The sequence below is a fragment of the Paenibacillus sp. alder61 genome, from assembly GCF_020179875.1.
Lineage (GTDB): Bacteria > Bacillota > Bacilli > Paenibacillales > Paenibacillaceae > Fontibacillus > Fontibacillus faecis.
The window spans coordinates 178,117-201,203 of record NZ_JAIUDG010000005.1; the positions used below are offsets into that span (position 1 = coordinate 178,117).

The window sequence follows — 23,087 nt, forward strand, 5'->3', positions numbered from 1 at the left end:
TTCTGTTATTGATGAAAACCAAGTTATTTAGTCGGAATTTAAATAACAAAAAATTTGTCCGACCTAGCCTTAAGCTATTGATGTAATTGGGTGTTTTACGTGGACAGGATAGAGGTTCTCGCCATTTGTTCTTACAAATAAGCCGCCATGAAAGGTATTACTTTCTATATCGATACCTTTATAATCCGGAGTAAAATGGAAAGTTATTTTTTCGGTATCCCGACCTGCAATTTTAGCCAAAATATCATGAATTTTGACTTCCTTTGTGTTGATAATATCGAAGATGTCCATGTGGTTGTTTTCTTTCTTATAAATAGCAATAACGTTCTCGTTTTCCAAGTAATAAATATCATCACTAAAAACGTTCAAGCAATAATACATTAATATTCCTTGCGTATAATCCGTTCCCAAACGTTGAGAAACGGGCATTCTCTCTGATGCAAATTTATGAATTAAACGTAAATCGTCTGCTTGACTTACATTTAGTTTTCTAATGCCTTTATGCTCATATTGGCTTGGTATAAAGTCCATTGAAAACAGATGCTCTTCTACTGCCTTAAACCCAAATTTGGGATAAAAGTCAAGAACCGTATTATTAGCAAAGAGATACATGAAATCATACTTGTTCTCATATTCCTCTAAAACCTTGTTCATTAAATTTGCAGACAATCCTCTTCTTTGATATTCAGGATGTGTCATTACGGTTCCAATTTGTATGGCTTTCTTCCTCTCTCCATTCATAATTAATTCAAGAATGTTTACTGAAACATTTGCAATAATCTTATCTCCCTCAACAAATGAAAAGGGAATATATCGTTCGCTCCAAAATCCTTTTTGATACCAATTTTCAAAACTTAAACCAAAAGTGTCGGTAGCAAGTTCGAAAAAACTCTTTCGAAGTGCTTCATTGTTTTTATAATCCTTCGTAAATATAAATTTCTGCATGGTATTCTCCCTTAATCCTCAAAAGTAACTGTCTGTATATTAGTGGTATTATCCCGTATTTACTAGGTAGAATATGATTATAGTCAACAATTCTGCTCATAAGGGAACAATCTCAAATACAGTGCCTTGGTTCGGCTCAGCCACTTTTATAGAGCCATAAACTCCTAAAAATAGCCGGGTTTGATTCTGATTTGCTCCTAAACTAACGTAATACGCGGCACTAGACCCAAAATGATAATCCGTTTCTATGACATTGTAATCGTTTGGTTTGCAGTCGGATGTTACCCTGGTATAGGCTAGAACGCCCCTGACAGGATTTGAATGAGATCGAGCGAGATCGGTGAACACAACGCTTCCAGATAAATCAGGGATATCGTTTCCATTATAAGCCTGGACCCCGGTGAGTGCAGTCCCTCCAAACTTGTCGGGACGGGGATCTTCATGATAATAACTCGTTAGCGGCGGAAGGCGCAGCACTGAAGTTTCCAGGGTTTCATTGAAATATGAAATATTTTTTTCACTCCAATCTGGATTTGCAGGGCAGTCCCTTATTACAGAGGTAGGTAAATCACCTTCCCACCCTCGCCAGCCGAAGTTAATAAATCCTTTTTGTCCGGTCACAGACCCCGCCATTGATGCTTGAATAAGCTGGGTAACCGGTATCGGCGTATATTGAACGAATGAAAAAATCGATTCCACCAGATCTTGTCCGACATTCCCTACGTACTTCATATAATAATTATAGTGTCTTTGATATGAAATGCCCGTTATATTGCGTACTCCTTTTGCAGTGACCGTAAGCATGTTTTGAATAGATTCAGGCAGTTCATTAAACCGTGTAACCACAGGCGGGTGATCAATAAATGAATTCATGCCTACATCAATTTCGATGATCTTCCCCGCGATTTCCATCCAATCTTGGCTTAAATTAAACGGGTCATATGCGGATCCGCCATCTCCGGTCGTTAAAACCAGTTTTCCGGTTTCAGGCGAAAAGTTTAAGCTATTGACCCCATTATGATTTAAAAAGGGCCTTCTTATATTCAGTAATGTACGCCGCCTTTGAGGTTGCCCGTTCGATTGCAGAATCCATTCTTCAACGGTATCGATATGATCATATTTTGTTTCTCTATCGGTCCACTTTAGGTTTAACGTCCGGGGATCGCACGGATTAGGCTTAAAGGATTCGGAAAAAGCGACCGGACCTTGGGTTCCGGCTAGTGAGTAATGGAGATAAAACAATCCGTTGTAGTAAAATCCGGGATGAAAAGCTAGACCTATCAGCCCCCTTTCATCGTATCCGCCGCCGGAGCCTCCCAGTTTTAAGATTCGCTGGCGAATATCTAAAAAAGTCCCTATCGTTCCGTTTCTAATATAAAAGATCTCACCGACCTGTGTTGCAATCATAATACTTTCGATGGAATCACCCGGAAGGAAAGTGGTTTTTAATACGGTGGGTAAGTTTATCCCGCTAACCATAGGCCGTAGACGGACTTTAACGTGATTCAATTCAATTCCTCCTGGTTAAAATAATCTTTTTTAAAATATGATGAGATTTTTTTTATTAGCACCTGTAAAAATAATGATAAAATACCCGAACGCCATAGGAATTAATTTGAAAAGTGGAAATAAAATATAATTGGAATAATTACTGAACAAGGAGGTTTGAAATGACTACAAAAAAGTATCTTTTTAACCCCTTATCACTTTTGGTAGTTTTGGCTGTATTTCTATCCACATGGTTCACTGCCCCACCATCGGCGAGCGCAGCAGCTAGAGGAGCATGGGCTCCGAATACGGCATATGCGGTAAATGACACGGTAACCTATAGTGGAAGTACTTATACCTGTCTTCAGGCGCACACTTCCCTCGCAGGCTGGGAGCCGCCCAATGCTCCTGCTTTGTGGAAGAAGGGCGGTGGCGGGACTACACCAACAACACCGACTAACGGAGTGACATTCTATGCGGATATCAACTATGGCGGGAAGGCAGTAACAGTTGGAACAGGCAATTACACACTGTCTCAGTTGAACGCAAAAGGAATTCCGAATGACTGGATGTCCTCTCTCAAGGTTCCTAATGGTTGGACTGTTGAAGTATATGAGAATGATAATTTCGGAGGAACCAAGTGGACCTTTACTTCGGATTCTTCCTGGGTTGGCAACGCGATCAATGATAAAATGTCCTCGGTTAAAATTTATACGGGTTCGCCATCTCCTTCAGTAACAAAGCCGTCCGAAGTTCCAAGCCATATATGGAGATATGTAATGAATGTGGACAACAAATTTGGTAAAGGCGGAGATTTTGCTTTATTGCTCAGTGCGGTTATCAAAAAAGAAAGCAGTTTTGGAGCAGGCTTACCAGGTAGTCCGTCAGCCGGCGACGGATTGATGCAAGTAGAACCAAACACACGCAATGCCTATTTATCGCAATTCAGCTCAAAATTTGGCCGTGCGTATAATCACAGCAGTGAACAGGATCAGGTATGTATGGGCGCAATGATTTTAGACGAGAAGATTGTGAAGTTTGGAAATATATATAACGGATTATTACATTATAATGGAGGAGATAACTGGTATCCGGGAGCCACGGATTCATATGGCCGTCCTATTCTGGCTAATCTCTATGCAGATGCAGTTTATGCTACTTATAAGGGGTATGGCGGAAAACATTAAGGTAAAGGGTATGAGTTACCAAGCGGATCATTGCTTGCGTAACCCATGCCTTTTTATTTGTTCAGGGTTCGTTCGTGCAGTTCCATGATTCGATTTTCATGGTTTTTTTGAAGTTATTGGGTAAGTGAACTTCACCTGGGGTTATGATATACTCGTTTAGATGTCTACCTTTAGCAGACAGGTTGATTTTACTACTACGGGATAAAGAACTGTCCCGGTATCTATAGAGAGGTTTTGACATGAACAATAATTTCTGGCGTGATTTGCCACGGCCCTTTTTTATTCTGGCGCCCATGGAGGATGTGACGGATGTTGTGTTTCGTCATGTCGTCAGTGCGGCGGCCAGACCGGATGTGTTTTTTACGGAATTTGCGAATACGGAAAGCTATTGTCACCCGGAGGGAAACCATAGTGTGCGCGGGCGTTTGACGTTTACGGAGGATGAACAGCCCATGGTAGCGCATATTTGGGGAGATAAGCCGGAATATTTTCGTCAAATGAGCATCGGTATGGCGAAGGAAGGCTTCAAAGGCATCGATATTAATATGGGTTGTCCCGTAGCGAATGTAGCGGAGAACGGGAAGGGCAGCGGCCTGATCTGCCGTCCGGAAACCGCAGCGGAGCTTATCCGGGCCGCCAAAGCCGGCGGGCTGCCCGTCAGCGTAAAAACAAGGCTTGGTTTTAGCGAAATCGACGAATGGCGTGACTGGCTGACCCATGTTTTGCAACAAGACATTGTGAACCTGTCCATTCATCTGCGGACAAGGGAAGAAATGAGCAAGGTACCCGCGCATTGGGAGCTCATCCCGGAGATCAAGAAGCTTCGTGATGAGGTGGCGCCGGATACTCTTCTGACCATTAACGGGGATATCCCTGATCGGCAGACCGGCCTCAAGCTGGCCGAGCAGTACGGGGTGGATGGGATTATGATCGGGCGCGGTATTTTTCAAAATCCGTTTGCCTTTGAGAAGGAGCCGCGAGAACATAGCAGTGAAGAATTGCTTGATTTGCTGAGGCTGCATCTGGATCTCCATGATCACTACTCGGCACTCGGGCCGCCGCGTTCGTACGGCCCTTTGCCCCGATTTTTTAAAGTTTATGTCCGGGGATTTCGCGGGGCGAGCGAGTTAAGAAACAGCTTGATGAACACCAAGTCCACAAGTGAAGCACGCGCGCTGCTGGATGAGTTTAGAAACAAGGAGCATGCCGGGGCGGAGGAGCGCGGGGATTAGGCTGCCGAGTTAAAATAGAAGAGAGAACTAAAAAGATGGGGGATCGGATAAATGGAGATGGGACAAGCCCGTACCAACACGCCTTTCCTCTGTTTTTTTATATAGAGGGGGAGTTTATATGTCCTGGAGCAAATTGAAGCAGCAGTTGGAGAGCTTTCTCAGTCCGGCGTTACAGGGAAGGGTGGAATACCGCGCACCGGGTTACCGTTATGTGCCGGATAAATCAGGGATTTGCTATATCTCGGTGGATAAGAAGAACATCCTTAATATGAGTGATAAGACGAACCCCATCAGATGGTACCAGACGGAGCTGGAAATCAAGAATGATCCCGATATCCAAATTCCGATCACCAGTGACGACATTGAGGCGGTCAGAAAAGATACCAAAGGGCCCGTGCCGGAGGAGCGTTTAGCAGTCATTGCGCGAAGCAGAAAAAGTTCGGAGCATGCCAAAGCGCTTTTGTCCGCACAGGCTTCATTAAGTAAATCCAATTTTATCGTGGTGGCCAATAAGTTCCTAACCACCCCTTTCGAGGAGAGCCTGGAGAGCGATGAAATCCTATTGAACGTTCTGGCTTTGGTGGATCGAAGGATCGGGAAAAAGCGGATCTTGAACATGTCCGAAGGGATGAAGTTAAAGCATCCGATTGTGCAGTATTTTTATGAACTGCGGCGTAATACGTTGTGAAGGGTGGATCCTGTAAATATGTCAAAAAGCTCATGCTGAGGATAGCATGGGCTTTTCTTTATAAGGGGATTGGATTGTAATCTGTGGCTTAATGGGGTATGATGCAAAATATAAATATATCTCAAAGATATATTGTTCGTGAGGGAGGGGACGTATGAAAAGAATCAATACCACTCATTTTGCCATTCTCGGTTTGCTTCGTATTAAGCCCATGAGCGCCTATGAGCTTGTTAAGTTCTCGAAGGAAAGCATTGGTCTATTCTGGAACGAATCCTATGGACATATTCACAAGAGCATTAAGCAGTTGAAGTTAGAGGGCGCTGTGTCGGTTGTGGAAGAAACGGAGACGGGAAGACGTAAAATCGTCTACAGTATTACCAAGCAGGGTTGTGACCAACTGGATGCCTGGTTAGCCCTGCCGCCTGAGGAATCGGTGATGAGGAACGAATTGCTTATGAAGATTTTTGTCTCCGAGGAACGTCATATCCCTCAGCTAGTCGCTTTTCTGGAGGAAGAATTAGAAGCGAGTGAGCGAATGACAGCGGTGCTTGCCGGAATTAAAGCGAGTGTTCCCAGCGGGAACAGCAGACAAGGACAGCTATGGCTGTTGACGCTCGATTACGGTGAGCGATACCTGCGAATGACGATCGAGTGGTGTGAACATGCGTTGGCATTGTTGCAGCCTTCCGAAAAGGAGAAACGAGAATGAACTTAAAACAGCGCAGCCTGGCTCCCCTCCTATTTATCGCGGTCGTGGTGATCGCTTGTGCCCCTCTCCTGCTGTGGATGAGAAGCAGTCCGCCTCTGGCCTTAAAAGTATTCGATCGTGAAGTATACAATTTAGAGATTAGCTATCAAATGGCGGCATTGTTCCTGGCGGTCATCGTCATCGGCATGGTATATGGGCTATCAGGCAAAAAGGGACTTGCGTATTTGAGCCTAAAGAGGCGGGATGGGCAAATACGACCCGAACCGTGGATCGGCATTAAACCCAAAGAGACGGAGTCGTGGAAAAACCTGGGTGTAAACTTTGCAATCGTGATTACGTTGGTAACGGCGGTTGTCATCTATTTTCAAGTGGTTCACGGGGGAGGCGTAAGCCTGGAACTGTTTCCCGGGGTTCTTCTCATTGTCGGTTTTGCGCTTACGAATGCTTTTACTGAAGAAGTCATTTTTCGATATTCATTTGTTGCCGTTGTTGGTAAATATGGATTCTCTCCGTATGCAGCGCAAGGGTTAGCGGCGGCGACCTTTGGACTCGTTCATTATTTTGGAAACCCCGGCGGGATACCGGGTGTATTGATGGCTGCTTTTATCGGCTGGTTTTTGGCCAAATCGATGTTGGAAACGAAAGGATTCTTCTGGGCGCTGTTGATTCATTTTTTGCAGGATGTCGTTATTTTCAGTGCCTTGTTTATGAAATGATCTTTTGTTTAGGGCGTTTCAGCTTGAACTGCTCTGGAGGAAGCCGCCGTTTAATTTTTCTTCATAGATTCGAATCTTATCGTCCAAATGCTTCAAATTGTCTTCCCACTTCTTTTTTTCGGCGAGAACGAAAAGGCGATGCTTTGTCAGCATACTTAATCTGCTCTGCATCGTCATGTCGCCCTGGTAACGAAGGTCGGCATAGTCCCTTATTTCCTTGATCGCCATACCGGTTTCCTTCAGACGCTTAATAAACAAAATCCAGTTCTGATCGTCTTCGGTATAGCAGCGTCTGCCAGCCGCATTTCGCGCAACTCGAATAAGATGCTCCTTCTCATAATAGCGCAACGTATCTATGCTTAAACCTGTGAGGACCGAAAATTCTCCGATGGAATAACAAATTTGGACCGCCTCCTAAAAATATGCTTGATCTGGAGTGAACTCCAGATTGTATGCTGGTACTATACAACACAGAGGAGGAGTCATGCAATGGAAACTGAACGTTATGCACGTGGTCTGGAAAAGCTGACGGAAGTGGATGGTGAGGGAGGTAAGCATGTCATCGAGTCACTGCAGCATATCGCTCCCGACTTAGGAAGATACATTATTGAATTTGCGTTTGGCGACATCTATAGCCGTGAAGGGCTGAGCCTGCAGGAAAGAGAATTGATTACCATCACCAGTCTGCTTACCGCAGGCGGTTGCGAGCCGCAATTAGAGGTACACATTCAAGGCGCGTTAAACGTGGGAATCCCGCAAGAAAAAATAGTGGAAGCTTTTATGCAGTGCATTCCCTATACAGGATTCCCCAAAGTGCTCAACGCTGTGGCAGCGGCCAAACGTGTATTTCAGAATCAATGAGGTAATGTTGCTAGCCTGCTAAGAAATTTTGAAAGTTAGGAGATTCTGTTAGGGCGAAAGAGCATATCCAAGTTAAATAATCTATACTCACCCTGACATAATGCTGTCAGGGTACTTCTGTATAATGAGCTTTAAATAAAAGTCAAAACGATACAGGAGTGGTAAATCCGATGGATCCGAATCAATATATCAAACTTGTAGGCTTAAAGGAAAATAACTTAAAAAATATAACACTCTCTATTCCCAAGAAGAAAATCACTGTGTTTACGGGCGTTTCCGGTTCCGGAAAGTCATCCATCGTGTTCGACACGATCAGCAAGGAAGCCCAGCGTCAATTAAATCAAACATTTACGGCGTATATTCAAAATCGCTTGCCCACCTACAGTCAACCGGACGCATTGTCCATCGAGAACCTGTCTCCGGCCGTGGTGATCGATCAAAAGCGATTAGGCGGAAACGTACGTTCAACGTTGGGTACGGTCACGGACACTTACTCCTTGCTGCGATTATTATTTTCCCGGATCGGGCAGCCCTTCATAGGCGAATCGGATGTTTTTTCCTTCAATAATCCGAAGGGGATGTGTCCGAGGTGTCAGGGAATTGGGCGGAGGGTGGAGCCCGATATAGAGAAGCTGTTTGATAAGACAAAATCACTGAATGAAGGCGCGATTTTGTTCTCCACCTTCTCCGTGGGGACCTGGTATTGGCAGAAACATCTCATCTCAGGCCTTTTTGATCCGGACAAAAAGTTAATGGATTACACGGAGACCGAGTGGCAAATGCTGCTTTATGGCAAAGACAAGAAAATCGTACTCCCCTTAAAGAACGAACCTGTCAAGTATTTCGAAGGGGTAATTGACCGATTTAGACGCATGTTTTTGGAAAAAGAAATTCATCAATTATCAAACAATGTCAAGAAGTTTATTACCATAACCCATTGCACGGCATGTAATGGAACCCGGTTAAGCCACGAGGTATTAAATTGCAAAATAAATGGCTATAACATCGCCCAATTCGCTGCTATGGAAATAGGCGAGTTGTTAAAAGTCATCGAAGCCATAAAAGATCCCATAGCCAAACCGATCATTTCCAATCTGTCCATTCGGTTGCATCATCTTGTAGACATGGGACTCTACTATCTTTCGCTCAACCGGGAAACATCAACCTTGTCCGGCGGCGAATCGCAGCGCGTAAAAATGATACGGCATCTGAACAGCAGTCTTACGGATATGATGTATATTTTTGATGAACCCAGTACCGGATTGCATCCCCGTGATGTACACCGCCTCAATCGGATGCTCGAGCGACTCCGGGACAAAGGAAACACCGTGATCGTGGTCGAGCATGACAAGGATGTGATTCAGATTGCCGATCATGTCGTCGATATTGGACCAGGCGCGGGTGAAAGTGGTGGCGAAATTGTCTATGAAGGAGATTTCCCGGGGTTGTGCGATGCCGATACATTAACCGGAAAGTATATGAGGGATACCCTATCCCTAAAAAAGGAAACTCGGAAATCCACCGGATATCTTTCCGTTGTTGGAGCCTCAAAACATAATCTGAAGCAGGTTACTGCTCATATCCCTTGTGGTGTGCTCACTGTCATTACGGGAGTGGCCGGTTCGGGGAAAAGTACATTGATTTTTGACGTTTTTCTGGAGCAGCATCCGGATAGTATTGTGATCGATCAAAAGTCAGTGAGTACCTCGACCAGATCAACTCCGGCGACTTATACGGGCATGATGGAGGCGATTCGGGATGCCTTTGCCTCAGCGAACAAGGTAAGCAAGTCGCTTTTTAGCTTTAATTCGGAAGGGGCGTGCCCGGACTGCCAAGGCAACGGGTTTATTACTACGGACCTGGCATTTCTTGAAAGTATTAGAACGACTTGCGAAACATGCCATGGGAAACGGTTCAAAGAAGAAGTTCTTCAGTATAAGTTAAATGGAAAATCCATATCGGATGTTCTGGACATGACCGTATTAGAGACCCTATCATTTTTTCGGGAGAGAGAAGTGGTCTCTACTTTACAAGCATTATCGGAAGTAGGATTAGACTATATGACGTTGGGACAACCGTTGAATACGTTATCGGGCGGGGAATGCCAAAGACTTAAATTAGCGGGCGAGCTTCACCGATCCGGGAACTTCTATGTGTTGGACGAGCCGACGACGGGGCTTCACATGTCCGATGTGAGACATTTAATATCCATTCTCAATCGCTTGGTTGATAACGGCAGTACCGTCATTGTGATCGAACACCATCTGGATGTGATGAAACAAGCGGATTGGATTATTGATCTTGGACCCGATGGCGGAAAACATGGAGGAGAGATCATGTTCGCAGGCACGCCGCAAGATTTGGTGACCCGATGCAACTCGATAACCGCACAATATTTAAGAAATGAGATTCCGGGGGACTGAACCTTGAAAATCGAACGGTTATTAGGGATCATTGTGCTGCTGATTCACAGGAAAAGGATGAAGGCGGAGGACCTATCGAGGTATTTTGAAGTATCCGAGAGAACGATATACCGGGATATCGATTCTCTTCATCGAGCAGGGATTCCCATCGTATCGCTTTCCGGACAAGACGGCGGTTATGAATTAATGGATGGGTTCAAATGGGATAAGACGTATCTGACTTTAGAGGATTTACTCTCGATCCAATGGGCGTTAAGAAGCGTTGAAAAGGCTACGGGGTTCGAGGATATCCACGAATTGATTTCAAAAATCAATCTATTAATGGACACAGTCCCCGTGCAAGACCCAAGCATCCAACTGCAAATTTCGCATTCGAATAACAGTTCGCAACATATTCAAGCCCTATACAAATCCATTCAGAATTGTACTGTAATCAAGATTCGATACGTGGATCATAAAGGAAGTGAAACCGTACGGGATATAGAACCGATGGGAATCTTTTTAAAAGATTATCACTGGTATACTTGGGGGCATTGTTTACTGCGGAAGGAACTCAGAGTCTTTAAATTAACCCGGATCATTGAAACGTATAACACAGATCGCTATTTTACCAGGCGTGCCTATACGATTGAAGATCTCTATGGCAAGGATGACGGGAAGGCGGATAGCGGCGTAATCACGGTTGGCCTCCAATTTAGCCCAGAGATGAGGGCGCAAGTATTAGATCATTTTCAGAAAGATGAAATCATGAATCATCCGGACGGGACAATCCTCGTAAAGAAAAATTATTACACGGTTGATAAAGCTATCGCGCAAATTATTGGTTTTGGAAATAAAGTCCGTATTATTTATCCTGAAGAACTCATTCAGAAATTTATAGCATGTTTAGATGACATCAAAAAATTGTACACCGGCTAAAAGATTGTAGAGAAATAAACGAAGTTTGGGATGATTTAAACTATAATAAAAATGTGGTATAAAGAGCTGAGGCAGAAATGAGGGAGGATCGACCATGACCAAGAGGAATGAATCCAGCGACAACAAGGTGCTGTCCCCAGAACAGGGGGAAGAACTGCTCGCGGCATTGAAAGCCCGATTTGAGAAAAATAGGAACCGCCATGACGGCCTGGAATGGGCGGAAGTTCAAGCCAAGCTCGAAGCGAACGCCGAGAAAATGTGGTCGCTCTATGAAATGGAGAGAACCGGCGGCGAACCGGATGTGGTCGGTCATGATCCAGCGACAGGGGAATACATCTTTTACGATTGTTCCGCGGAAAGCCCGAAAGGCCGCCGAAGTGTTTGTTATGACCGCGAAGCGCTGGAGTCGCGGAAGGAACACAAGCCGCAGAATAGCGCGCTGGATATGGCGGCCGCCATGGGGATTGAGCTTTTAACGGAAGAACAATACCGGGAATTGCAGAAGCTTGGAAAGTTTGATACGAAAACATCGAGTTGGGTGGTCACCCCCGACAATATTAGAAAACTTGGCGGAGCTCTCTTTTGCGACCGGCGCTACGAGACGGTGTTTGTGTACCACAATGGCGCGGAATCCTACTATGCCGCCAGAGGGTTCCGCGGCTCGCTGAGGGTCTGAGTACGGGAGGCACCTCGGTTTCGGAAAGACCATTTCACTTTTAGGAGATGTCCCATAGAACATGCTAAAGAAAGAAGTCGCATATATTCGCAAGCAGTTTAAGCTGGATCACGAAAAGCTCCAAATTTACGATATTTTGAATGTGTATATTATGAAGGAAACGAACGAAATTTATCATTACGAGCGGCAGCCTTTTGCGCTGGTGGACAGGGAAAAGCAGGAGCTTTATATGGGGAATTTCAAAAAGCTGCTGGCCGGCGAATTGGATCAAAAGTTGTTCGAGCTAAAACTTCACGAGGAAGCGGAGACGCCGACGCGGGTGCTACTCCATCAAGGTCTGGTGACCGGGGATGCGGAAGAATGGCATGATCTGATGATCCTGCTGGTGGAGAAGATGCTCACGGATACCCATTATGAAAAAGATACGGTGATTACTTTCGTCCGCGGGCAATACTATCAGCCGACCAAAGCCAGAAACGAAGAGGCCGAGGAAAGCGAAAACGACGAGATGTTCGCCAATCCGTTCATTCTGTGCAGCATCAATTCTACAGAGCAGCAGAAGAAAACGCTCATGTTCGATTACGTCGAGCGGGAATTCAAATACAATGTGATCGTGGACCCGATCATTAAGTTGAGTTCGCCGGAGCAGGGTTTTTTCTACCCCAGCGTAACGGACGGCTATTCCGACGTGAATCGGGTGCTGTACTGCTCGGGAAGGGCGCACGAACCGAATCAGCATTTCATCGAGGAAGTCCTGAATGCCGAGAAGACCGTGACGGCGTTGGAGGAGCGAGCGATTTTTGAGGAGATCGTGAAGGAAGTGGCGGGAGAACAGCTCGACGCCTCAACGATCGCCAGCGTGTACGAGGAAATTCATCAGGTCATCGAGACCCATGAAGAGGAAGAACCGCCGAAGCTGGACTATAAAGATGTGGAACGCATGCTGATCGTCAGCGGCGTGGAGAATGTGACGGCGGAAAAAGTGGAACGGGCGTTCGAAACGATCGTCGATGACAGGAACTACGAAATCAAAGCGACCAGCGTCGTCCCGAAATTCACCTCGAAATCGATTAAGATCGATACGAAGGTCGCCACGATTTCGGTCAGCCCGCAGGATCTGAAGTACGTGAGACAGGTGAATTATCAAGGGAAACGGTGTATTTTGATCGAGGTAGACGAAGACGCCGTGATTGAAGGATTTACGCTGAATACGGAGACGTTGTAGGTCGGGGGAGTTCCGGTTCGAGTGGGCGTAACGCTGGACAGGAGTATACAGGATGGAGTTAAATGCGGCTGTATCATGCCATCATCGATCTGCCAGTACCAGCAGCCTATGGGAAAACGTTGATCACAGAGAATTCCTGCAAAAGTGCATGTTTTTTTCTTGTTTGGGGCCCAAATTTCGTCGAAAATTCCTGCAATTCTGCAGGAATTTTCGACGAAATCGGCTCGTATCGCTAAACTCGTTAAAAATGCCTGCAGATTTGCATCTTTTTTCGCATCCCGTCGTGGATCGGCCTGAAATACCTGCAGATTTGCATCTTTTTGCAGTTGGAAGTGTTGGGAGTGCACAAGGCACTTTGACAGCTAGTGGGCATGACTGATAGAAAAGTAACAAGGGTGGCTCGATGGACATTAAGGAACTTGAAGCTGTCATAAAATTACCTGCTAATAAGAGGTATGAGTACTTATCAAGAAGGTAGCCCCTAAAAGCATTGCCTTAGAAGAGTTTATAGAAGATTGGTTACCCGGCCTTAAAGACGAGGGTAATAGGGTGTCTGTATTTTGGAATAACGAGGATTGCATGAAAAAACCTATTAACAACAACAAGAGCGGGAAAGGCTGCCTTTAGGCCTATACCCGCTCTTATTTGTTCGCATTGTCCTTCTTTTACAGCTCTACATATTCGTTTTCTACCAGTTTAAAAAAGTCGGAAGGCTTGATTTTTAACCCTTTGCAAAGTTCAAATATTTTGGTTACAGAGGGTTCATTTCTGCCAACTTCAATCATGGAAATATAAGATCGATCCACAAGGAATCATCAACAGATCTCGATTTTCTTTTTTTAATTTTGTAAAACAATTACATATTGTTGGAAACTTTATCTGTTGCAGTTAGTACAACAGACTGATAATAGGCTCAAGAGGATCTGGCGTATGAATGCTGCTACACGCAAAAGGCCGATCTGCGCAACATTGAAGCGTTAGGACATGAATTGAAGGAGGGCAACTGCAATGCAGATTCCGTCATGGTTTCATAGTGTGATTCAGGAGAGGGTGAACAGCGTTATGGTTCAAATCGAACGTCAGCCCGAGTTACGAAAGCTTAGGGCCGAAGAGCATGCGGCTCTTGATGCTATGTTTCCTGGTGTGAACAAGGCACAGATACCGGAGTTTCTGGATTGGGAGGACAAGCTTCATTGCAGACGAGCTGCAGAGAATGAAGGCTTGTATATGGAAGGCGTAAAGGATGGAATGCGGCTTGCGATTGCGTTGCTGAGTGATGATGGTCGGAGGACTTAAAGGCAATTCCCCATACAGGTATGCTCAAACAGGCGATCGGTCTTTTGGTCCAAGTTTTTGCGGTATGATGTTTACTAATATGAACTTAAGACCACTCATTGATATTACTGCGATATGCTATAACGAGGACTTTTTTTATAGATTATTCAAAATGGATGTGCTAGGTTTGAACAAAAATGATGAAGTAAGGCTTATCTTGATGTTGGAAGCAACACAATTTGAACTAAAGAGAATCGGAAACCATATTAATGGAGGAATAGCTTGTGAAAAGCACAAGGTACTTTGCGCTTGTCGTGGTGATGGTCTTGCTGACGGTGTTAGCTGCTTGTTCAGATAAGCCTACGCCGATTGATCAGCCTGCGTCCTCATCGCAACCATCAGGGCAGATTTATCTGTATGGGGAACAGCATGGCGTACAAAAAATTTTAGATAAAGAATTAGAGCTATGGAGTGATTACTACAACAACAAAAATATGCGACATTTATTTATTGAAAATCCGTACTATACCGCGGAGTATTTAAACATTTGGATGCGGTCGGATAGCGATGATATTTTAGACGAGATCTATGAGGATTGGATTGATACTGCGTCGCATAACCCTGATATTAAGGAGTTCTATAAGAAGATAAAAAGCAAATGTCCCAAAACGATTTTTCATGGTACGGATGTTGGCCACCAGTACGATACGATCGGAGAACGATTTATAAAGTATTTGGAAAAAAACAACATGCAAGGCTCTGAGCAATACTTGCTGGCGCAGGAGGCTATTGAGCAAGGTAAATATTACTATGGAAATTCCGATGATGCGTATCGCGAAAACAAAATGGCGGAGAACTTTATCCGCGAGTTTAACAATCTAAGTGGCGAAAGCGTGATGGGGATTTACGGTGGAGCGCATACCGGGTTTGACGGCATGGATTACACTACGCGTTCCGTTCCCAGCATGGCAAATCAGTTGAAAAAAGTTTACGGCAACAACATTTATTCGGAAGACTTAATTGGGTTAGCGAAAGATATCGAACCGAGCAGAGTGGATACTATAGTAGTTAACGAAAAAAAATATGAGGCTTCGTATTTTGGAAAACAAGATTTGACCGGATTTGAAGATTATGCATACCGGGAGTTTTGGCGTTTGGAGAATGCGTACAATGATTTCAAAGATAAGTCAAAAACAGGCGATGTATTGCCTTATGACAACTATCCGATGCTGATAGAAACAGGGCAAGTTTTTGTTATAGACTATACAAAAACAGACGATTCGCATGTGAGAAAGTATTACCGTTCTGACGGGAAGGTTTGGGATAATATGCCGTCAACGGAGGAGTTTACGGCAGAGTGAGTTTTGGAACAGACGTCTCAATGGAGGCTGCTGAAATCGTACGAATCTACGGCATGCGCTGAAGTATCGAGTGATGATCGGACATGGGGAGTACTCTTTTTTCTCTTTGCCGATGAGGTCTGCGGCCTGGACTCTCAGGCCGTAGGGGGTGGTAAAATGGATATAGCAAAGGAGTGAATGAAATGGACAACCATACAGATATCTTAATATACCAGACAGAAGATGGAAATACTAAGATTGATGTCAAGTTAGAAAACGGCACAGTCTGGATGACGCAAAAGGCGATTGCGGAATTGTATCAGAAGGGTGTAAACACAATAAATGAACATATAAAGAACATTTACGAAGAACGTGAATTGAACGAAGAAGCAACTATTCGGAAAAAACGAATAGTTCAAACTGAAGGGCAACGACAAGTAGAACGAGAAGTATCATTTTATAACCTTGAAATGATCATCGCCATCGGATACCGTGTCCGCTCACATAGAGGTACGCAGTTCAGGCGGTGGGCAACAGAACGGCTCAACGAATACCTCGTCAAAGGTTTTACAATGGATGATGAACGCTTGAAGGATATACGTAATTTCGGACAAGACTACTTTGATGAATTGCTCCAGCGTATCCGAGATATCCGTGCATCAGAGAAAAGGTTTTATCGCAAAATTACGGATATATATGCTACATCAATCGATTATGATGCACAAGCAGAGTTGTCTAAGGAGTTCTTCGCAACCGTTCAGAATAAACTGCATTTTGCTATTCATGGACATACAGCAGCTGAATTAATCGCAGAACGTGCCGATGCTGAGAAGGAGAATATGGGGCTAACAAGTTGGAAGGGCGATAAAGTAAGAAAGTCCGATGTTACTATTGCCAAAAATTATTTATCCGACAAGGAATTGCAGTCCTTGAATCGTATTGTAACCATGTATTTGGACTATGCGGAAGATCAAGCGGAACGACAGAATCCAATGTATATGAAGGATTGGATTGAAAAGTTGAACTCTTTCTTAAAATTTAATGAGCATGAAATTCTTACAGATGCAGGGAAGATATCACAAGAAGTTGCCGAAAAATTGGCACTTGGCCAATATGAGAAATACAATGCGAAACGAATTGAGAATCAACACAATCAAGAGGATGACTTTACCAATTTTATTAATAAAAATCGATTGAAATAACTGATTTTAACCCCTCTAGATGTTTCTAGGGAGGTTGTATTGGGGTGGTATCTTTTCCTAAGTCGTTTTGAGCTTTTTCGTACGCTTAATCCGGCACATGAATGCAACTATGCGAAAAAAGCCAACGAGCACGGCTTGCTCTTGCTTTATTGGATGAGGGATCGAAGATGAGTTAATTCAGGGCCGACGTAGCGGCCCCTTTTTTGTGTTGGTGTTTACCCGGTTCAGCATATCGATTCACGGTCAAAATTTCTCCGGAAATTGCTTGACGATGCCTTCCGTCAAGATATCCGCTAGATGAATCACGTGGATTTCATTTTTATCGGTGGCGGCAATATCCGCTTTCCAATCTCCTTTGAGACAGTTAATGACGATCTCATTAATTAACTGAAGATGCGTGTAGAGCATATCCTGCAGCGTCTTAAACTGCCAGTTGGGATTGGCGTTGCTTAAAAATTTGGCGATATCGTCGGCGTTTCTGTGCCAATCCTTCTCCAATTTTGCCATGTCCGCTTGATTGCCCGCTTTGGCGGCCGCTACAATTTTTCCCGCGATCAAAATGTGCTCCCTTAACAGGTCCGCCAGTTTATTGCCGGCGGCTTCCCCATAATAAGGCTTGATTACATTGCCGATGTCCTGCTGGTTCCGCAAAAGCCGATCCAACACGTCCTTCTGATCCGCACGATTCGACATCGCACTGACAATGTAGCTCCGGGTCCATATCGTATGGTCGATCCAAACCTTTTGCATATCGCCTTTCAACTGCACCATTTTGGGGCTTAGGCATATCGCCTCTTTCTGCCCGTTTGTGTTTGTGATCGCGTGCGCGGTTAAGGGCTGCACCATGCTGCAAACAAGCACGGACGTTAACAACCATGCCGTGAACCATTTATTTTTCATTCACCCTGCTCCTTTGTACGTGTGGAATATAATCGGTCATCTTAGTGTGTTTAAAATATCCAGTTATATACAGGGGGGATTTTCATTCTCTATAAATAATTTGCCAAAAGATCAAATGCACATACTATTTGAAATATCCGACTTATGGTAATATTTAGGTTGTACAACTGAACGGATGTAAGGGCGGTCGGCTAATCTCCCGGAAGGGAGGTGATGCCATGGAAGTATACCAAGCTTTGACGCTGATGATTTCATTTGCGACATTGGTTGTGTTGATACTTTCGTTCCATAAAAGGAAATAGACCGCCCTGGTAGGACACGGTCTATTCCGTCGTTCCGATGCCGACCGCTCTTATAGCGGAAGTTGTGCAGAGGGGCCGGTTGCAGCCGGTCCCTTATATAGTTTTATCTTAGCATATAGAAAATTATACCTCAAGAATAATGAGACCCGCTCTAGGAGGGGGATTGGCAACTCCAATGCGTAATAAAAAGAAAATCCGCGGTTGGAAGCGTAAAATTAGGCAGATTGAACAATGGAAAATGCGACATATTGATTTGGACATCGGACAGTTAGGTCGTAATGGTAGAGACACAGGTGGTAGTGGCTTTTCGCGAAAGCTTAAACTACTACGATCATGTTTTCCATGAGAGTAACGATCAAAAAGCATTTCCTGTGCAACAATTTGGTGCAGTACCTGGCTTGCAAAAATGGAAATGGGACCATGTTATTGAGACAGCTGATTATTGCCTCTCTGAGCTTCAGGAGGACGTCAAACTTGGGGTTAGGACCGCAAAAGAAGTAGAATCCATAAAATACAGGTCGTACAAGACCTCAACTGTTAAATTTAGTTATGGTGAAGACACCGTGTATCATGTGAAAATTCGAGATGTTTGGTTAGGCGAGAGTTCAAAAAGATGCAAATCTGCAGGTATTTAAGCCGATCCCAGAGGGGAATTCGAAAAAAGATGCAAATCTGCAGGTATTTCTGGCGAATTTAGAGATAGGAGCCGGTTTCGTCAAAAATTCCTGCAGATTTGCAGGAATTCTCAAAATTTGGGGCCCGAACAAGAAAAAACATGCAGATTTGCAGGAATTCTATGTTATCCAAGTGCATTCCGATATGTTTCGGAAGGTACTGGGTGATCTTTAATCGAACTCCGTGCATCCTACTGAATTAGCTTCTTCTTTATAGGAAAACAAATCTCCGTTAATAAATTGGCAGATTCGTCAGCCTCTTCAGGGGAGATATGATAGATATTAAATTGGGGGCCGTTCAGTTCATAATCATTATCTAATATCCAATGAGCGACGGTTTCATTCACTTCACTAAGTTTGTTATAGTGTCCTTCGTAAATAAATGAAGCTACGGTTTGTTCATTTTCTGTTTTAATATTTGCTTCCCGCAGATTTTCATAATCCCCTGAAATGGATTTTTGAACTTCAACATCAATTCTTTGATTTTGGACATCTTCCTCGTAAAAGACCGCTGTATTATAATGCGGGTAGCTTAGCCGTATATTCCGGGCGCGAATGATCCTGGACAGTTTTGTCCATAACAGGGTTTCATCCTGATACTGCTTGAGTTGTGCGCGAAAATAAATCACCCGTCTTTGCGGAATCTTCTTCGCCGTAACCGTATATTTTGATGCGTCTTTCTGAGCGTTTAGATGTTTAATCATAGAGTTGATCAACAATATTTTATCTTGCTTCTCACTTATTTCCTCCTGTAATTGTGCCGCTTGCATATTCAAGAACTTCATCAGATGAATGTCCTCATCATAATCATATAAAATCTTTTTTATCAGATGCAGGCTGAATCCCATGGTTTTCAACATGTTTATTTTGTTAGCTACTGCTAACTGGTGTTCATAATAATATCGGTAACCTGTACTTTCATCAATAAAGCCTGGAGGAAGTAAATCAATGTCAGCATAATGCCTCAGCATCTTAGTGCTTAACTGCGATAGAATGGAAAAGTCACTAATTCTAAGCACCGAAATCCTCCCTAACATTGTCTAATTTCTGGTTTTCAATACATGTAAAGCGATCAGAAATGCCAAAACGCCCAGGATCAGAAATAATAAGAAGGTTCCTATTATAGAGCTCCAGTTAATAGAGTTATGTAAAATTAACTCCCTTATACAATTTATAACATAGGTGAAAGGGTTTAACGAGACCGGGATTTTAAAAGCGGCCGGGATATATTCATAAGACATCAGTGAGGTGCTCACGAAAAAGATGGGAAGTATCAATGTATTGACAATGGCCAAAAAGGAGTTTTCCGTTTTAAAAACCATACTAAGTGCATAGGAGAGGCTTGCTACAAAAAAAACGCACAAGAAAATTAAACCAATAATAAGTAGGCACCCGAGCACTCCAGTTGCTATTTTGACGGACAGGAAAAAAGAAAAAATAAAGAGTATAAAAACTTCGACAAAAGTTAAAATAGCCGCATCAAAAATATGCCCTAATACGATAGAACTTCTTTTCACAGGAGAGATGAATATTCGATAAAAAATCCCGTCGGATTTCCAGGAGTAGTTGGAAATTCCGCTCATACCGGATGAAGTTAGCGTTACGAGAATGAGAATTCCCGGAAGTGTATAAGCCGTATAATTATCACCAACATACGTTTCCGATTGGAACATCGTAGTAAATAACAGTAGCCAAATTAACGGCTGTATGAGTGTCATAATTATAGTTTCCATATTTTTAAACCGCCATTTTACATTTCTCATGACAATGCTGAAGGTTCTCATTTTACTTCCTCCCCGTATAATCAATTTATAAGTTCATCTTTATGGGCTGACTAGTGAATTTCAGGAAAATATCGGATAATGAAGGATTTTGAATCTCTATGGCACAAAATCCAACATGATTCTCGGTTAATAATAAATTGGTTTTGGCGAAGCCTTCGGAGCTGTCATCTACAGAGATGTATAATGTCTTTTCCTCGACTCTTACGTGTTTGATAACGTCCTGAGCATTCAAACGTTCTACGATTGCAGCAATATCATCAACGGTATTAAGCTCAACTCGAATAACAGGTTCGCTGAAATATTTCCTAAGTTCTTCCATACTACCTTGAATTAGTGGTTGCCCGTCTTTCATAATACAAATGGTATCGCTTAGTAATTGGGCTTCTTCCAAATAATGAGTTGTCAAAAATATGGTCGTGTTAAACTTCTCTTGAATCGTCTTCATCATTTGCCACAAAATTTGTCTTGATTCTATATCCAAACCGACGGTTGGCTCATCCAAAAATAAAACTTTGGGATGGGATATCATACTCATGGCAATATCGAGCCGTCTTGCCACCCCTCCAGAATATTCGGAAACATTATAATCACAATATTCGGTTAGGTGAAAGGCTTGAATTAGTTCTTCACTGCGAGCTTGGATCGTGGCAGAGTCCAGTCCGAACAGTCTGCCTTGAAACTGCAAATTCTCCTTAAGCGACATATGTTTGTCTATGGATGTATGTTGTGCGACACAGGAGATGCAGTTTCGGATGCTTTGGCTATCATTCTTCAAATGATACCCCATAATTATGATTTCCCCGGAAGTCGGTAAGATGTAAGTGGTCAAAATGTTAATCAATGTTGATTTCCCCGCCCCGTTTTGACCAAGCAGCGAAAAGATTTCTCCCTTAGAGACCGTTAAGTTGAAATTGTGTAAAGCCTTTTTTCCGTTTTTGAATGTCTTATTTAGTTCTCTCACCGTAATAGCTTCCAATGATTTCACTCCCTTATTGGTTATGCAAAGCGATCATAAACTATCCTACAATGGGAAAGTCAAGGGGCTTATGTTCTTGAGCGCTCTTTCCTATTTCAGTTGCACCACAACATTTTTCAACATTGCACGTCTATACAAAAAAATGGAAAGTGGTGATCGCGTCGTGCGACGAATGATTACGATATTATGGCTATGTGCCGGGTTGCTTGCTTCTGTTGCTTTTCCGTTACAGGTTGGCTCTGCGCAGGCAGCGAAATCCGAGCTGCCGATCATGGAAAGTGACGCAGCCGTGTTTCAAGTGAACCCGCACAAAATATCAGCAAAATTGAACAAGTCCACCATCACCTTGGATTCGGAGTCCTTCAAGGCATCTCCGCTGCTTAGGAAGAACGGCAACCTTTACTTACCGATCAAATGGCTGGAGCTAGCGCATGTGGGAAAGATCATGAAAAGTACAAAAACGAATAGTTATTGGGTCGATTTTAGTCCAGGTCATCCGACCACCTTTTCTAACCTTCATTTCAGGGCTAACAGCTCCAAGCTATATATTGAAGGGAACGGCAAACTTACCGTGCTTGAGGATGCCCAGAAAATTCTGCCGCCGTTTATGAAAAACAATACGCTGTACATTCCGGTTTCAATGTTGCCGAAGATGAACATCAACTACAAGTGGAGCCGGGGAACTTTGCAGTTGACGTGGAATGAGATGTCAGCGAAGGTCCTGCACCCTGTCTATACGACAGAAGCGGGGCGTATTACGTTCAGTTCATTGGTCGAAAAAGGGTACGGAGACGTTTATTTAATGCATAGCATGGGATTTGGCGGCATGACCGCCGTTAGTGTTTTAAAAGGGCCAGAGACCATCGACAAGTCGATTAAAATGGGAAATCGTGAGTTTAGCCGGGTTGAATTTACCGTTGATCTCCGTCCAGGACCGAATCCGCTGCAGGTTCATTCCAATGACAATCCATCTGCAGACATCGTCGTCCATCGGATCGTTAAGGATCCGTCCTTGATTCCTATCCGATATGTTTATGATGAGTATAAGAAAGATATTGTGTTCAATAAGCCAACACAAGGCTACCTGCGGGTACAGGCTGGAGAAGCCATAGAGATTAGCGGATCTGTCATAACGGAATATATTCAGAGTCAGGTTCTTGGATTTCAATTGACGAAGTTTCAGCATGGAGACTATCAAACAAGCGGCGAGAAAACACTCGTTCAGATGAACGAGAATAAGGAGTTTAACGGGTCGGTCACGATCAATGAGCCTGGCAATTATTTGATTAATATACTTAGTCCGGACGTGTTCGTCGGGGGAATGACTTCGCCGTACGGCTCGATGAAGTGGGCGGAGATAGCGGTGGAAGTATTGCCGAAAGACAAATAGCGGGGACAATTAAGAACTATGCGTTATACGCATGCAGGGCTATCCATTGGATAGCTCTTTTTTATACTTTTCCCCCATGCGACCAGATCACTCCAAACAGCCAATTGTAAAATATTAGGTGATAACACCTTTAATTTGTGAAGTTTAATGTATGCGCTTCCTTCCTATACATTTCA

Annotated in this window: 25 protein-coding genes; 17 read left to right on the plus strand and 8 right to left on the minus strand. The window is 43.7% G+C overall.

What is annotated here, in order from left to right; translation table 11 throughout:
* Positions 1-69 precede the first annotated feature (69 nt).
* Positions 70-945: a GNAT family N-acetyltransferase gene (locus LBW89_RS07100; RefSeq protein ID WP_148456464.1), complete on the minus strand. Its 876-nt coding sequence runs from the start codon at positions 943-945 to the stop codon at positions 70-72.
* A 96-nt stretch (positions 946-1,041) separates the two neighbouring features.
* Entirely contained in the window at positions 1,042-2,424 is a 1,383-nt protein-coding gene (locus LBW89_RS07105; protein WP_412066992.1) for a PQQ-dependent sugar dehydrogenase, read from the minus strand.
* A gap of 191 nt (positions 2,425-2,615) precedes the next feature.
* Here LBW89_RS07105 and LBW89_RS07110 point away from each other — a divergent pair, with 191 nt between their 5' ends.
* The 5 genes from LBW89_RS07110 (at position 2,616) to LBW89_RS07130 (ending at position 6,965) form a co-directional block, all read left to right on the plus strand.
* Entirely contained in the window at positions 2,616-3,620 is a 1,005-nt protein-coding gene (locus LBW89_RS07110; RefSeq protein ID WP_148456468.1) for a carbohydrate-binding protein, read from the plus strand.
* Positions 3,621-3,859: 239 nt separating this feature from the next.
* Complete coding sequence (locus tag LBW89_RS07115; protein ID WP_148456470.1) at positions 3,860-4,852, plus strand: tRNA dihydrouridine synthase; 993 nt, start codon at positions 3,860-3,862, stop codon at positions 4,850-4,852.
* Between the two features lie 118 nt (positions 4,853-4,970).
* Positions 4,971-5,540, plus strand: coding sequence for a hypothetical protein (locus LBW89_RS07120; protein WP_148456472.1), 570 nt, complete (start codon positions 4,971-4,973; stop codon positions 5,538-5,540).
* 154 nt (positions 5,541-5,694) lie between these two features.
* Positions 5,695-6,249 (plus strand): PadR family transcriptional regulator, encoded by a 555-nt coding sequence (locus LBW89_RS07125; protein ID WP_148456474.1) that lies wholly within the window; start codon positions 5,695-5,697, stop codon positions 6,247-6,249.
* Positions 6,246-6,965, plus strand: a complete 720-nt coding sequence (locus LBW89_RS07130; RefSeq protein WP_148456476.1) for a type II CAAX prenyl endopeptidase Rce1 family protein — start codon at positions 6,246-6,248, stop codon at positions 6,963-6,965. The genes LBW89_RS07125 and LBW89_RS07130 overlap by 4 nt, the downstream gene beginning before the upstream one ends.
* Positions 6,966-6,983: 18 nt before the next feature.
* On the opposite strand, the gene LBW89_RS07135 is transcribed toward LBW89_RS07130, so the two are convergent.
* Positions 6,984-7,367: a MerR family transcriptional regulator gene (locus tag LBW89_RS07135; protein ID WP_148456478.1), complete on the minus strand. Its 384-nt coding sequence runs from the start codon at positions 7,365-7,367 to the stop codon at positions 6,984-6,986.
* 87 nt (positions 7,368-7,454) lie between these two features.
* On the opposite strand from LBW89_RS07135, the gene LBW89_RS07140 reads away from it, so the two are divergent.
* From LBW89_RS07140 to LBW89_RS07165, 6 genes are all read left to right on the plus strand, one after another.
* Positions 7,455-7,826 (plus strand): carboxymuconolactone decarboxylase family protein, encoded by a 372-nt coding sequence (locus LBW89_RS07140; protein WP_148456480.1) that lies wholly within the window; start codon positions 7,455-7,457, stop codon positions 7,824-7,826.
* A 170-nt stretch (positions 7,827-7,996) separates the two neighbouring features.
* Positions 7,997-10,249 (plus strand): ATP-binding cassette domain-containing protein, encoded by a 2,253-nt coding sequence (locus tag LBW89_RS07145; protein ID WP_225038845.1) that lies wholly within the window; start codon positions 7,997-7,999, stop codon positions 10,247-10,249.
* A 3-nt stretch (positions 10,250-10,252) separates the two neighbouring features.
* Positions 10,253-11,167, plus strand: a complete 915-nt coding sequence (locus LBW89_RS07150; RefSeq protein WP_225038846.1) for a helix-turn-helix transcriptional regulator — start codon at positions 10,253-10,255, stop codon at positions 11,165-11,167.
* Between the two features lie 94 nt (positions 11,168-11,261).
* Entirely contained in the window at positions 11,262-11,843 is a 582-nt protein-coding gene (locus LBW89_RS07155) for a DUF4256 domain-containing protein (RefSeq protein ID WP_148456487.1), read from the plus strand.
* 61 nt (positions 11,844-11,904) lie between these two features.
* A complete protein-coding gene (locus tag LBW89_RS07160; protein WP_225038847.1) occupies positions 11,905-13,068 on the plus strand; it encodes a DUF4317 domain-containing protein in 1,164 nt (387 codons plus the stop codon).
* A gap of 507 nt (positions 13,069-13,575) precedes the next feature.
* Complete coding sequence (locus LBW89_RS07165; RefSeq protein WP_249043529.1) at positions 13,576-13,695, plus strand: DUF2750 domain-containing protein; 120 nt, start codon at positions 13,576-13,578, stop codon at positions 13,693-13,695.
* 38 nt (positions 13,696-13,733) lie between these two features.
* Here LBW89_RS07165 and LBW89_RS27870 read toward each other — a convergent pair whose 3' ends face one another.
* Entirely contained in the window at positions 13,734-13,874 is a 141-nt protein-coding gene (locus tag LBW89_RS27870; protein WP_148456491.1) for a helix-turn-helix domain-containing protein, read from the minus strand.
* A 202-nt stretch (positions 13,875-14,076) separates the two neighbouring features.
* Between LBW89_RS27870 and LBW89_RS07175 the strand changes: the two genes are divergently transcribed.
* The 3 genes from LBW89_RS07175 (at position 14,077) to LBW89_RS07185 (ending at position 16,885) form a co-directional block, all read left to right on the plus strand.
* Positions 14,077-14,364: a hypothetical protein gene (locus LBW89_RS07175; RefSeq protein ID WP_225038848.1), complete on the plus strand. Its 288-nt coding sequence runs from the start codon at positions 14,077-14,079 to the stop codon at positions 14,362-14,364.
* A 263-nt stretch (positions 14,365-14,627) separates the two neighbouring features.
* On the plus strand, positions 14,628-15,704 hold the full coding sequence (locus tag LBW89_RS07180) for a hypothetical protein (RefSeq protein ID WP_225038849.1): 1,077 nt from the start codon (positions 14,628-14,630) through the stop codon (positions 15,702-15,704).
* A 182-nt stretch (positions 15,705-15,886) separates the two neighbouring features.
* Positions 15,887-16,885: a virulence RhuM family protein gene (locus LBW89_RS07185; RefSeq protein WP_225038850.1), complete on the plus strand. Its 999-nt coding sequence runs from the start codon at positions 15,887-15,889 to the stop codon at positions 16,883-16,885.
* 243 nt (positions 16,886-17,128) lie between these two features.
* Here the strand turns inward: LBW89_RS07185 and LBW89_RS07190 are convergent, their stop codons facing one another.
* Positions 17,129-17,785 (minus strand): glycosyltransferase, encoded by a 657-nt coding sequence (locus LBW89_RS07190; RefSeq protein WP_148456500.1) that lies wholly within the window; start codon positions 17,783-17,785, stop codon positions 17,129-17,131.
* A 218-nt stretch (positions 17,786-18,003) separates the two neighbouring features.
* Between LBW89_RS07190 and LBW89_RS27875 the strand changes: the two genes are divergently transcribed.
* Entirely contained in the window at positions 18,004-18,087 is an 84-nt protein-coding gene (locus tag LBW89_RS27875; protein WP_225038886.1) for a putative holin-like toxin, read from the plus strand.
* Between the two features lie 299 nt (positions 18,088-18,386).
* Entirely contained in the window at positions 18,387-18,722 is a 336-nt protein-coding gene (locus LBW89_RS07200; protein ID WP_225038851.1) for a hypothetical protein, read from the plus strand.
* Between the two features lie 230 nt (positions 18,723-18,952).
* On the opposite strand, the gene LBW89_RS07205 is transcribed toward LBW89_RS07200, so the two are convergent.
* The 3 genes from LBW89_RS07205 to LBW89_RS07215 are packed head-to-tail and all read right to left on the minus strand — an operon-like array spanning position 18,953 to position 21,521.
* On the minus strand, positions 18,953-19,780 hold the full coding sequence (locus LBW89_RS07205; protein ID WP_225038852.1) for a MerR family transcriptional regulator: 828 nt from the start codon (positions 19,778-19,780) through the stop codon (positions 18,953-18,955).
* Between the two features lie 21 nt (positions 19,781-19,801).
* Positions 19,802-20,545, minus strand: coding sequence for an ABC transporter permease (locus LBW89_RS27880; protein ID WP_225038853.1), 744 nt, complete (start codon positions 20,543-20,545; stop codon positions 19,802-19,804).
* A 25-nt stretch (positions 20,546-20,570) separates the two neighbouring features.
* Positions 20,571-21,521, minus strand: a complete 951-nt coding sequence (locus tag LBW89_RS07215; RefSeq protein ID WP_225038854.1) for an ATP-binding cassette domain-containing protein — start codon at positions 21,519-21,521, stop codon at positions 20,571-20,573.
* 76 nt (positions 21,522-21,597) lie between these two features.
* Here LBW89_RS07215 and LBW89_RS07220 point away from each other — a divergent pair, with 76 nt between their 5' ends.
* Positions 21,598-22,911, plus strand: a complete 1,314-nt coding sequence (locus LBW89_RS07220; RefSeq protein ID WP_225038855.1) for a hypothetical protein — start codon at positions 21,598-21,600, stop codon at positions 22,909-22,911.
* Positions 22,912-23,087 lie beyond the last annotated feature (176 nt).